This window comes from Sphingobacterium pedocola (genome assembly GCF_015209965.1).
Classification (GTDB): domain Bacteria; phylum Bacteroidota; class Bacteroidia; order Sphingobacteriales; family Sphingobacteriaceae; genus Sphingobacterium; species Sphingobacterium pedocola.
On record NZ_MU158689.1, the window covers coordinates 1,635,040 to 1,647,528 of the forward strand.

12 protein-coding genes are annotated in these 12,489 nt (G+C 46.2%); 6 read left to right on the top strand and 6 right to left on the bottom strand.

Translation table 11 applies throughout. The features are described 5' to 3' along the window. Nucleotides 1-152: 152 nt before the first annotated feature. Nucleotides 153-1,142, bottom strand: coding sequence for a LacI family DNA-binding transcriptional regulator (locus C4F40_RS06875; RefSeq protein WP_196938605.1), 990 nt, complete (start codon nucleotides 1,140-1,142; stop codon nucleotides 153-155). Nucleotides 1,143-1,363: 221 nt separating this feature from the next. Here C4F40_RS06875 and C4F40_RS06880 point away from each other — a divergent pair, with 221 nt between their 5' ends. The 6 genes from C4F40_RS06880 (at nucleotide 1,364) to C4F40_RS06905 (ending at nucleotide 6,120) form a co-directional block, all read left to right on the top strand. Then, complete coding sequence (locus tag C4F40_RS06880) at nucleotides 1,364-1,963, top strand: hypothetical protein (RefSeq protein WP_196938606.1); 600 nt, start codon at nucleotides 1,364-1,366, stop codon at nucleotides 1,961-1,963. 345 nt (nucleotides 1,964-2,308) lie between these two features. Next, nucleotides 2,309-3,130, top strand: coding sequence for an AraC family transcriptional regulator (locus C4F40_RS06885; RefSeq protein WP_231389951.1), 822 nt, complete (start codon nucleotides 2,309-2,311; stop codon nucleotides 3,128-3,130). 73 nt (nucleotides 3,131-3,203) lie between these two features. Next, nucleotides 3,204-3,917 (top strand): siderophore-interacting protein, encoded by a 714-nt coding sequence (locus C4F40_RS06890; RefSeq protein WP_196938608.1) that lies wholly within the window; start codon nucleotides 3,204-3,206, stop codon nucleotides 3,915-3,917. 125 nt (nucleotides 3,918-4,042) lie between these two features. Further along, nucleotides 4,043-4,879, top strand: a complete 837-nt coding sequence (locus tag C4F40_RS06895; protein WP_196938609.1) for an SDR family NAD(P)-dependent oxidoreductase — start codon at nucleotides 4,043-4,045, stop codon at nucleotides 4,877-4,879. A gap of 32 nt (nucleotides 4,880-4,911) precedes the next feature. Then, nucleotides 4,912-5,187: an Atu4866 domain-containing protein gene (locus C4F40_RS06900; RefSeq protein WP_231389952.1), complete on the top strand. Its 276-nt coding sequence runs from the start codon at nucleotides 4,912-4,914 to the stop codon at nucleotides 5,185-5,187. A gap of 18 nt (nucleotides 5,188-5,205) precedes the next feature. After that, nucleotides 5,206-6,120, top strand: coding sequence for a helix-turn-helix domain-containing protein (locus C4F40_RS06905; RefSeq protein WP_196938610.1), 915 nt, complete (start codon nucleotides 5,206-5,208; stop codon nucleotides 6,118-6,120). A 184-nt stretch (nucleotides 6,121-6,304) separates the two neighbouring features. On the opposite strand, the gene C4F40_RS06910 is transcribed toward C4F40_RS06905, so the two are convergent. The 5 genes from C4F40_RS06910 to C4F40_RS06930 all read right to left on the bottom strand — a co-directional run bounded on the left by C4F40_RS06910 (nucleotide 6,305) and on the right by C4F40_RS06930 (nucleotide 12,462). Then, complete coding sequence (locus C4F40_RS06910; RefSeq protein ID WP_196938611.1) at nucleotides 6,305-6,727, bottom strand: secondary thiamine-phosphate synthase enzyme YjbQ; 423 nt, start codon at nucleotides 6,725-6,727, stop codon at nucleotides 6,305-6,307. Continuing rightward, on the bottom strand, nucleotides 6,724-7,380 hold the full coding sequence (locus C4F40_RS06915; protein ID WP_196938612.1) for an NAD(P)H-binding protein: 657 nt from the start codon (nucleotides 7,378-7,380) through the stop codon (nucleotides 6,724-6,726). Before C4F40_RS06915 ends, C4F40_RS06910 begins: the two co-directional genes overlap by 4 nt. Before the next feature lie 288 nt (nucleotides 7,381-7,668). After that, on the bottom strand, nucleotides 7,669-8,811 hold the full coding sequence (locus C4F40_RS06920) for a TlpA disulfide reductase family protein (RefSeq protein WP_196938613.1): 1,143 nt from the start codon (nucleotides 8,809-8,811) through the stop codon (nucleotides 7,669-7,671). A 2-nt stretch (nucleotides 8,812-8,813) separates the two neighbouring features. Next, complete coding sequence (locus C4F40_RS06925) at nucleotides 8,814-10,436, bottom strand: S41 family peptidase (protein ID WP_196938614.1); 1,623 nt, start codon at nucleotides 10,434-10,436, stop codon at nucleotides 8,814-8,816. A 22-nt stretch (nucleotides 10,437-10,458) separates the two neighbouring features. After that, a complete protein-coding gene (locus C4F40_RS06930) occupies nucleotides 10,459-12,462 on the bottom strand; it encodes a TlpA family protein disulfide reductase (protein WP_196938615.1) in 2,004 nt (667 codons plus the stop codon). Nucleotides 12,463-12,489 lie beyond the last annotated feature (27 nt).

Genomic DNA, 12,489 nt, shown 5'->3' on the forward strand with positions numbered 1-12,489 from the left:
GTATCATAAGTCATAAAATCCGTCATTCCGATTGAAGCGTAGCGGAACAGAGGAATCTATAGTTTTGAATTACAAATATTTAGATCCCTCCACTACACTTCGTTCCGGTCGCGATGACGTAAAAAAGTTCTTTTTGATACAGCCTCATTTTGTTATTGAGAGCTATGCCTAATCACTAAATCAGAAGGAATAATCGTTTCGCGAAATGCAGCATCAGGGTTATTAATCTGCGTCATAAGTGTTGTGACCACCTCTTTTGCGATCGCTTCCAGCGGTTGTCTCATACAGGACACCGTCGGATTCAAAAGCTCAAATAATTCATGGTCATCAAAAGATAACATGCCATAGGCTTTATCTTTCTGCAATGACTGAACCACTTTTAGGGTCGATACACACAGGTAATTGGTGCTAAAATACAAGGCATCAAGCTGTGGATTATCAACAAGAAACTGCTTTATACTTTCCATGCGTTCCGCTAGCACCATACGATAAGGCAAGGTAAGTATCGATTTTTCCTTTTGCTGTAATTCGACAATCTCATGATACCCACGTAGGCGGTCTCGCATCTGAGGCTGCTCCGAATCAATCGTAATCATGCCAATTTCGGAAAAACCACGATCAAGGAGATGTTCAACAGCCTTTTTACTGGCCGTATAATTATCGGTACCCACGTAATTCGTCGGTATTTGTGGAATACGCCGATCAAAAATCACCAGTGGCGTCTTACTGCCCAACAGCTGCAATACCTGATCCTCCTGTCCCATCGCGGGCGCCAAAATCAACCCTTCCAATTTCTTGTCTACCATTGCGGTCAGAATTGTACGTGCAAGATCCAGATCGCCCAATGTACTGCTGTACAGCACATGATATCCATAAGGGCGTAAATACTCTTCTATATATAGCGCTATGGGGCCAAAGAAGGAGTCGCCAATATTTTCAACAATCAATCCGATGGTATTAGACCGGCCGGTAGCCAGGCTTTTTGCAAGCGCATTGGGTTTATACCCAATCTCTTCCACATAGTCCAAAATACGTTTAGCCAACGACTGGCTAATACGCGCCTGCTCTGCCTTCCCATTAATGACGAGGGAGACCGTAGACTTCGAAACCTTTAAATGCTTTGCAATTTCATTAATGGACATACCTTCTTAGCAACAAACGAGCTACAAATATAATTAAAACTGTCCACTTGAAAGTTCACTATTTGCCATGGTCCCGAGTGTACAACAGAATGTTTTTTTTCCTTATTCATTTCTTTCCATAAGGCAAGCCTACCCCCTACTATATTGTTTACTTTTGCTAACAGATTAGTCGCACTATGGAATTGCTTTTTATTTGTTTCTCGTTACTAAGTATCACTTTCTTGTATTTATCAGGGAGCATACAGTGGAAGAATATGCTGATTTTTATCCTTTGGCAGATCGTCGTCGGTCTTATCGCCTATTATGAACTGTTTATCGCCACGCCGCCGATCCTCCTAATTGCCATAATACTGTCCATCTTTATAAGCTATCGTTGGTTACTTCGCCGCGCGTCACCCATACTGAATATACGTTGGCTTTTGGCGATCCATCTGATTCGAATACCTGTTGAACTTGTTTTATACCATCTCTATTTAGCGCAGCAAATCCCATCGATCATGACTTTTACCGGCTGGAATTTCGACATCCTTATCGGCCTGAGTGCAGCGATCATTCTCCTATTATCTTTTTTCAACAAGATGATATTAACACATAAGGTCCTCTTCATCTGGAATATTATTGGGTGTCTGTTTCTGCTATTTATTGTTGGTTTAGCCATCCTGTCGTCCCCATTGCCTATTCAACAGTTGGGATTCGACCAGCCCAATATAGCGGTTCTCCAATTTCCATATTGTTTACTACCGACCTGCATCGTACCCATCGTTTTCCTCTCCCATCTACTCCTTATGCGCCCTTATTTCACACGCCATCAAACAGGGTAGTTAACGGATCAGAAAGTCATTCCCTATACTTTTCTAGCTACTTTACTCGTTGTACTGTTATGAGAAGGCCAAAGTTTTTAGCGCGGATGAGCAAAAGGCAATACTTTGCCTTTATCTGGTTTTTTGTCGTTCCATTGAGTATCTTTTTGATCGGGCGATTGATCATGCTTATTGTTCTGCTCTATTTTTAGCATTCTAAGCCTCGTCTGCTATCTTCAAGCTGGCTTCACGAAAACACAATTTGGTACTCGTTATCCTAGACGAGTTGCCGTAAAATCATTACCTTTAACCTCCATATCGTAAAAGTAAGTGGCTCAGAAAAGAAACCCCATTCCGGTACGGTCAATGTCAGAAGTATCCGATCAAAGCATTGTCGTTACCAAGGTCTCTCCCGATAGTTTCGGGGCAGATGAATCCCTGCACCACGCACATCGGCATGATTATCATTTTTTCGTATTGCAGGAAAAAGGTATTACGGTTACCGAGATTGACTTCGAACGCTATGTGATCCAAAAACCCAGCATACTTTACCAATCACCCAATCAGGTACATCGCGCCCTGAAGGTAGAGCAACTAGAGATGTATTTATTGCTGATCAAGGACGAAGACCTCCATCCCGAGTACCTAAAACTGTTATCGACTATTTCGCCTGCCAAACCATTGGAACTCGAAGCAGGAGATCTGCCGATTATTCAACAGGCCTTTTCGCTGTGTACCGCTATTTATGAAAAAACAGCTGATAAGCTATATTTTTCCCTCCTTAAGGACAGTTGCAACACGGTTGTTGCCTTGTTGCTATCACAATACCTCAAACGATCCACCCCCCAATCCAAACCATCCCGCTTTGAAACCGTTGAAAATGCCTTCACCCGATTGTTAGAAGCGCAGTTTACCACCATGAAGCGAGCCGGAGATTACGCGCAGCAATTGCATATTTCCGTTTCGTATCTGAATGAATGTGTCACGAACGTCACCGGATTCTCCGTATCACATCATATACAGCAACGTATTATCCTCGAAGCCAAGCGAGAGCTCTATCATTCGGATAAGTCGGTCAAAGAAATAGCAGCTGTGCTAGGCTATGCCGATTTTGCCTATTTCTCACGCCTATTCACCAAAATAGCCGGCATGTCGGCACTTGCCTTTCGCAGTAGAAACCGCGATTAGTCCAATACCTACACCGCTCCTTCCATTGTTCTGCGCGAGCGTGCCCTATAACTTTGTATAAAATTTAAAGCTTATGCCAAGCGCACCAAAATGGTTATTCGATGTCGTAGATAGGTTGTGGCCAAAATTGCCTATCATGGAAGTATCCGACACGCAACTTCTTTCACCTAGGGTTAAACGGATTAGCTTCACAGGTGATCTTACCGACGTGGTATCCAAACCCGGGTCTTTTATCGACTTTCGGGTGAACGACACGGAAGCCAGGCGATACACTGTATCTGCTATAGATGTTAAACAAGGCGTTATCGAATGCGTCGCCCACCTGCACGGTAACGGACCAGGCAGTCAATATATGAATAAGCTTCAAATCGGCGATCAGCTCCAGATGAATCAGCCCCGCCCCTACAACTACTATCAGGAATCGATTCCCAAGTACATTATTTTTGGCGATGAAACCTCCTTAGGCCTTGCTTGCTCTTTGCAGCCTATATTAAAAGAAAACAAACAGCTCTTCCAGTTCTATTTCGAACTGGATGAAGAAAACAGGTGGGTTCCGAACCTACTGAGACTGGAAAACTATACCCTATTTCCCAAAGATGGCTCCTTTCGGAACGAGGAATGGGTAAGCACTCTACCGCTATTCCAGAAGATCGACTGGTACGACGCCCATTTCATCCTGACCGGAAATGCAAAATCGGCACAGACCTTTCGGAAAGTTATCAAAAAAAACAGCAGCGGCAAGGTCAATCTGCACGGATATTGGCTGGAAGGAAAGAAAGGCCTGTAGTTGATAAAAAAAACTACAAAAACCCGGCATCCACGATTCGGCTACAACCTTCGCGGATTCGAACACATCGGGCAACGGCGTAATGTCCAACTTTGTTTCATCAAAATAGATAAAACAAATTCGTTATGGAAACAAAAAAAGTATGGTTCGTTACTGGCGCTTCAAAGGGTTTAGGTCTTACCCTGGTCCACGAACTCTTAGCACAGGATTATCACGTTGTGGCTACTTCAAGAAGTCAACATGCATTGCTCGAGGCAATAGGCGAGCACACTCACTTTCTACCGCTTGAAATGGATATTACCAACGATAGTGACGTGGCCAAAGCCGTAGAAATTGCGGTAGACACCTTTGGAAAAATTGATGTAGTCGTTAATAATGCAGGCTATAGCCAAATCGGCACACTGGAAGAACTTACCGACGAGGAAGCCAGACGGAATTACGATGTGAATGTTTTTGGGTCGTTGAATGTCATCCGGCATACCGCTCCGCATCTTCGCCAGCAACAATCCGGGCACATTTTCAACATCGCTTCCATCGGCGGCCTGGTAGGAAGCTTTCCTGCTTTTGGCATCTATTGCTCCACCAAATTTGCCGTTGCCGGTTTCACCGAAGCCCTCGCTGTAGAAATGGAACCCTTTGGTGTGCACACCACCTTGGTCTATCCCGGCTACTTCAGGACTGATTTTCTGTCCAAAGGTTCGGTGCAGACGCCTGCAAACCCTATCGATGCGTATACGGCTGCCAGAGCATCCGAAGCCGCACATTTGGATCAAATCAATGGCAATCAACCTAACGATCCACAAAAAGCAGCCGAGCTGTTTATTCAACTGAGCAAGCTGGATCATCCGCCCGTGCATTTCGTGATGGGAGAAGATGCCCATGGCATGGTACAGGATAAAATTCAGTTATTAACACAAGAATCCGAAAAATGGAAAGCCTATTCCCTATCCACCGGCTATTAATTTTCACCCTGATCACCTCGAACATAAGCTGTATGAGCTCGAAAAAAACGATGATGAACGAAACGATAGCCGACACCAAAGCCTATATCGGCATGTGGGTAACCGAAGATGGATACATCCGGCACGAACTCTTGCCTAATAACCGGTATGACGAAGCGCGGGGTAACCGTAAGCATGCTTACCAGGGAAGTTATCAGGTCACCGGCAATCACATTGATTACAAAGACGACACCGGTTTTACAGCCGATGGCGAATTTAAAGACGGAATACTATATCACGCCGGTATGATCTTGTATAAGGAAAATTAATGCCTTAAATTAGCACCAATGGAAAACACCTTTCGCTTTCATTCGCTCACCGAGTTTCACACCTTCTGTGGTCTGCCCAAGCCGGAGCATCCGCTCATTAGCTTGATCGATTACAGCAAGGTAAACTATCCCCTAAACGATATCGAACTGAAATGGATCCAACATTTCTATTCCATCGGTTTGAAACGGAACGTAAATGCCCGGTTCAACTACGGCCAACAACAATACGATTTTGATTCGGGTGTGCTCTGCTTTGTGTCGCCCGATCAATTTTTAAGAATCGAGGTCAACCCCGAGGCCCAGGTTGAACCAACCGGTTGGCTATTGCTTATTCATCCCGATTTTTTGTGGCATACCGATCTGGCCACCAAGATAAAGTCGTATGATTTTTTCAAGTATGCAGTCAATGAAGCATTGTTTCTTTCCGATAAAGAAGAGGAGACCGTAGTAGATATCCTTCAAAACATCGAAAAAGAATATCAATCCCATATTGATAAGTTCAGTCAGGATCTGATTATAAATCAGGTAGAGCGCTTATTGATCTATGCCGAACGGTTTTACGAGCGACAGTTTATCACCCGAAAAAAATCTACTCAGGAACTGGTGGTTCGGTTTGAACAGCTCCTTGCACAACATTTCACAGCAGAGAAGCTCGGCGAGCATGGCATACCTACCGTAACCACTCTTGCTGCGCAATTAAACATTTCGGCAAACTATTTGGGCAGTCTGCTCCGCATCTACACCCAACAAAATACGCAGCAGCATATCCAGAACAAAGTGGTCGACTATGCTAAAACGCGGTTAAGTACCACAGCACTGTCGGTTTCGGAAATTGCGTACGAGCTCGGGTTCGAACATTCCCAGTCCTTCAGCAAAATGTTTAAGGCAAAAACCAGTCAAAGTCCGCTTGAATTTCGGGCGGGGTTAAATTGAATACTTTTTACTCGTCAGAACGAGGATTACGACGCGGCAGTCTTCAATTAATACGCGGTAAGATCGCCACACCTTCGTGCCCCAGGTTAGCGATGACGATGATGTTACTATCGCAATGAACGAAGAGCGTGCTGGCTCATCGAGATGGCGACAATGTTAATACTTGTTTCGCGATAAACGACCTTTAGCTTCCCCATGCAGTGACCACAAGATGTCTAGCACCGCCATAATTGCGGTGTTCGCACAGGTAGATGCCTTGCCATGTACCCAAATTCAACCGGCCATCGCTAATGGGTATGGTTAATGAGCAGCCTAAGAGCGCGCTTTTGAGGTGGGCCGGCATATCGTCCGACCCTTCGTAATCGTGCATATAGTCGGGATCGTTTTCCTTGACGGTCTTGTTAAAAAAAGTCTCGAAATCGGCACGGACGGTTGGGTCTGCATTCTCGTTGATGGTGAGCGATGCCGATGTATGCTGTATAAACACCTGACAGATTCCCATCGAGATCGACTCGATCCCGGGAAGCGCTTTCACCACCTCGTTGGTAATCAGGTGAAATCCCCTAGGCTTGGCTGTGATCCGAAGTGTTTCTTGGTATATCTTCATTTCAATAGCTCTTTGGATTCTTTTATAATCCTTCCAGAACCTACAATCGTGTAGCCTATTGGCGGGCTGATACTATAGCGCACCATCAATGCCGCCAAGCGCCTTACCGGCAGGGGCGCCATGTTGCGAAATAGGCCAATTTTATTGAAAAAAGAAATAACCGAAACACCTATCTTTTCACCCTTACGGTCAGATTGCGGCCTTACTAACGCTCCGGGACGAAACGCAAGGAAGCTTTCGAAGTTTAACCCTTCAATCTCTCGTTCCAATTGCCCCTTCATTCTCGAATAAAAAATCCACGATTTCGGATCGGCGCCCGAAGACGAGATCAGTAAAAAAGTAGAGACGCCGTTCTTTTTCGCCAATTTTGCAAACTCTTGCTGATAATCGTGATCCACCTTAAACTGCGCTTCCTTACTGCCTGCATCTTTTAATGTTGTACCCAGACAAGATAAAGCCACATCACCCTGTATAACGTCACTCCACCGCGACAGATTATCAAAATCAACCACTACCGCGCGGAGCTTTTCATGCGCTATTGCCAGTGGCTTACGAACCAGTGCCACCACTTCCGTAAATTTTTCATTGGCAAGCAGCAGATCCAATACCTCTTTGCCCGTTGCTCCCGTTGCACCTATTAGTACTGCTTTCATATGTATTTATTATTAAAATAAAGTTGATACGTTCGATTTATACTTAATAATGAAACATTCAACCGTCGAATTAGTTTCCATGTATGACCATAATCCACCCGATTTTAACAAAATCGGAAAAATATCGGATACATCAAATCTTATAAGTAGAAACGCGGAACCAAAACGGCCACTCGTTAACCTGGAAAGCAGCCGGAGAAGCGCTTCCTAAACGAAAACGCCGGGGAGCACACGCTATAGCATGTGCTCCCCGGCGCCCGGCAACCTATTCATGAAGTCGGTCTGGTGTTATTCTCCGAATATTTCGTGGAGCTTTTCATCGAGTTCCTCTCCGCGCAAATATTTCGCAATGATCTTACCTTCCGGATCAACCAGAAAGTTCATCGGGATTGCTTTGATATCATACAATACGCCAGCTTCATTATCCCAGCCCTTTAAATCACCTACCTGTTTCCAGGTTAGGCCATCGTCCTGAATCGCTTTTAGCCATTTCGCCTTATCAGCCGCCTTATCCATAGAAACTCCCAAAATTTCAAATCCGTTTTTTTGGTATTTCGCATACGATTTAACCAAATTCGGGTTCTCCCGACGGCAGGGTGCACACCAGGACGCCCAGAAATCGATGAGTACATATTTACCTCGATAATCCGACAAGCTCACCGGGTTACCGTCCACATCTGGCTGCGTGAAGTTAGGTGCCTCTACGCCATCCTGTGTTTTCTTTACCGTAGCGATCCGCGCTGCGAGCTCCCTGCCCAATATGGTATTCTGTATAGCAGGATCCAATGTAGCAAACACCTTCTCCGCAGCCAACGCGTCAAACTCGGGCGGTAAGGTCGAATTAAAAGCCATCAACGCCATGTAACTGCCCGGATTTTTAGCGACAAATGCCATTTTCGCATCAACAGTCTCCTGCTGGATGATTGCCGCACGCTCCTCTAATGTCTGGATGTACTTCGGATCTTGCTGATCCGCCAGCGACTTCGATTTATATTCCGCATCTAGCGCATCGTACTGCGCGTAGATCGGTTTAAGCATGGCATTTACCGCTTCATTTTCGGCATTTAATGGCGAACCGGATATGATCGCATTTTGTATCGAATCCTTAGCCACAAACTTGATCGCTTTCCCTTCGATAAAAAACGGTAAGATATCCTGTTTCATCGGCTTCGCGGGATCAAACGGTTTGTCGTCGTGTATAATCCGCAAGTGTGCCTCCATTGGCGATTGGATCGTCCCTTTAAACGTAAACTTACCTTTATTCATCTCTACCGAGTCGATATGCTCTTTGCCATCGTACTTCAGGCGCAAATAAGCCTTTGCTGGCTTATCCAGCTTCCCCACTTGCCCTTGGAGGGTATAATCTTGCTGTGCCACCGCGAACGTCGGTAAGGCACATGCGAGCATCCATGCCCATGTCATCTTCTTCATCTTCATTTTGTTTTTTGTGTTAATTTCTCTCCAACAGTCCCTACCTGCAATAACGCGCTGTACAGCTTATCGTCGCGCAGCACACGCAGGGCTTCGTTAAAACTCTGGTTAGCCTCGTTTCGAATCCGCGCCATATAATCGCCACCCGTATACAATAGCGAGCCCACCTGTGCTTTAAATTCCACGTCAATCGCGGCATGCGCTGCCGTCTGCTCTTCCGTAGGGATCTCAATAGACAAATTGCGCGCGTAGTCTACGAGTTGCCTGTGCAATTCGACAGGCACCTTAAAACGGCTATGGAACTGATCAAAGTCGGGATAGCTCTGTAATAATGCCTCCCTGTTTTGCTGCACAAATTCAAAGCCGCCCTTGGATACGACACCGTTAGTCATCAGCTGTGACATCCAATTGCTGTATTGGTTGGTGTCGATCGGCACGAAACGATCGGGCATGATTCCGCCCCCGCCATAGACAATTCTTTTGGTACTTAGCGTCGTATATTTCAGCGAGTCCGGAAACTGTACGTGCCCTTCCTCCAAGAGTTCCTTCGATTGCAACCTTCTATTGAAGTCTTCAAAATAGTCTTCCTTTCCGTTACCATAGGGCTTCTGGATCGACCGACCCGAAGGCGTATAGTAGCGTGCGCCGGTCAGTTGCATTTCAGATCCATCCGAGAGCGGCACGGGTCTTTGCATCAACCCTTTTCCGAAGCTACGTCGCCCAATGACCACCGCGCGATCCCAGTCTTGCAAGGCACCCGTCACAATTTCGCTCGACGAGGCCGTAGACTCATCGATCAATACCACCAATGCGCCGTCGTAAAACCGACCATAGCCACCCGTGGCGTAATAATCCCGTCCACCTTCATTTGGGACCGAATAAAACACCATTTTATCTTTTGGTAAAAATTCATCTACCACACCTATCGCCGATTCCACATATCCACCGCCGTTGCTCTGCAAATCCAGAATGAGTTTTTTCATCCCTTGCTCCTGCAGCTTTTTTAAGGCGGCATCGATCTCCGGTCGCGTCGTGCGGTTAAAGATCGACAGTGCGATATAGCCAATCTCCTGGTCTACCATATAGCTTTCACGCACCGACTTTTCCAAGATATTTTCGCGTACGATACTGATCTCCTTTGACACGGTGCTACCCGGCGATACAATTTCTAACACTACGGGCACATCTTTATCTCCACGCAGCTTCAGCATAATCTCCTTGTTCCCAAGTTGTTCACCAACAATAGATTCCCCATCGATGCTGTTGATTTGATCGCCTACACGTATCCCCGCCCGCATGGCCGGCCCGTCGGGATTCACCATGGTAACATACGTTTTATCTGCATTTTTCAAGAACTGGATGCCGATTCCGGCAAAGCTACCACTCATCGCCTGGCGCATCGCCTCCGCTTCCTCCCTACTGGTGTAATGTGAGTGCGGATCCAGATCCGAAATCATGGCTTTTATCGCCGCATCCACCAGATGTTCCTCATTTACCTGATCCACATAGTTCGCTTGAATGAGCTTTAGCGCTTCTTCAAACTTGTATTTCGGATTCATCTGCGCCTGGGTTGCAAAAGCTAGGCCGATCATCCCCACGAGTATTCCCGTTGTTTTTCTATTCATACCCCTTTATGCCAAATGGCTTTTAGTTTTCACTCTTTAATGTTTCAATGGCTAATGACAGTTCGTCCATCAGTTTACTCGGGCTACCCGAATAGCCGCCCGAGCAGTACCGCACGCGTCCATCTTTTACCACAATCTTACGTGGGATAGAAGAATCCCCGAAGAGCGGGACCAATTGCCTGAAGACGAAATCCTGCTCGTTGGTTGCCGGGTTTACCGCGTCGTGTAGTAAATTAAACCGGTATCCCTCACCATGCACGAAGTTGACCGATTTACCTTTGTAATCGCCGGTTTGCATGGTACCAACCATGTATACCGCCACCGAATCGTCTTTTGCGTACTTATCGACCAAGAGCTGCATACCGGGGAATGCCATAATACAGGGCCGACACCAAGTCGCCCAAAAATCGACCACCACAATTTTGCCTTTCCAGTCTGCCGGCGTAACGAAAGACCCGCCCGCATCTTCTAAGCGAAAATCAGGCATCGGATGGTTTACCCAGTGCTGATCGACGTAGGCTTTCATTTCTGCCTTTTGCTCATTAGACTTTAGGCTCGAGAGGTAGTCTTCATAGCCTGCTGCTTCTCTATTATGCTGTGCCAAATATATCGCGTGCAGTGTATCAAACATTCTTGGTGTCATGGCGTTCTGCCGCGCACTCATCTCCAGTAAGGGCAAAATCTGTTTCCGATCGTCCAATCCTTCCAGCACCTGCAGGTTAATTTCATTCAGTTCCGCGTTGCTGTACTTTCCGTCATCGGATAATTCGTAGAAATACGTTCTCGCTTCCTTGTATTTTTTTAGGTCGTTCAACAACGAGATGTGTGTAAATAAGCGATCGTCCAATTGCTTCATCCTATTGGCGTCCGCCATCGCCTTGTCGTCGAAATCACTTAGATAAGAACCGTCGTCTTTTCGCGCGATGAGCTTCGGTAGAATAGCTTCAGCAACCTGATACAAGGTATCTTGCCCTACCAACTTAAACATATAAGCGCGCATGATATTCCAGCGCATCAACTCATTACCCGTGCGAAAATCGATATCATCATACAAGGCAACAAACTTGTCGAACTGCTTTGCATCAAAGTAAGAGGACCCCAGTCCCCGGTAAACCGCATAATAGATGAACCCTTGCTTATTAGGCTGCTTGCGCCATTCTGCTATCGGGAAACGGTGTAGAAAATCTTCGTACGAAGCAATCGCTTCCGCCCGATCCGGGCTACTTCCTTTTGTGTTGTTGTAGGCGACAAAACGCGCTGTGGTCCCCTTCGGAAACTCCTTCCCGATGCGCGTCTCGATGGCAGCCGCCAGCTGTTCATCTTTGAGCCGAAATTTAGTATACTGATAGAGGTCGCCAAGGGCATCCTCGTCCAAGTTTTTATCGGCAAGATACGTTTGTAGCGTTTTGGTCGCATACGCGGGGAAAGCGTCGCCCAAAACCAGCTCTTGCAACTTCATGTACGATTCGAAGAACTTCAGGTACTGCTGTCCAGACAAGCGCATTTCGTTTGCTGCAAGCGTTTCCAGGTCGGATTTAGCTAAGGGTTTCGGCTCTTCGGCATAGTAACCATAAAGCCCCCCAGTCGAAATTCCCGGCACCTGAAAAGACGCTTCGCCCAAATACGCACCAGCCTTGGCATTGCCCTTTGCATCCGCTAAGGCCACGCCATATCCCTTCCCTTCATTATTGTCGAATACATCGGGCTGGTTTATATCACCCTGAAAAAACTTAACCGCTACGAATGCGACCTGTGGCGTTACCGCAAGCGACGCGGTCCATAGTCCGTCCGTATTTTTTTCCATGGGCAGGAGATGACGCTTCCATTCAAAGTTTTCGTATACATACAGCGCGGCCTGTACCTCATCGCTGAATTCTAAATCCTTGTTGCGCGCATCGTACAGGATTTGAAGGGCATTTACGCCTTTTGGCTGTCTCGGCTTAAAAATACTACCGTCGAACCGGGGTTGCGCATACAATGCAACCTGCATAGCTAACAGTAGTATGATAATCATCTGCTTTTTCATCAACTCTATATTTATTTTTAATAACGT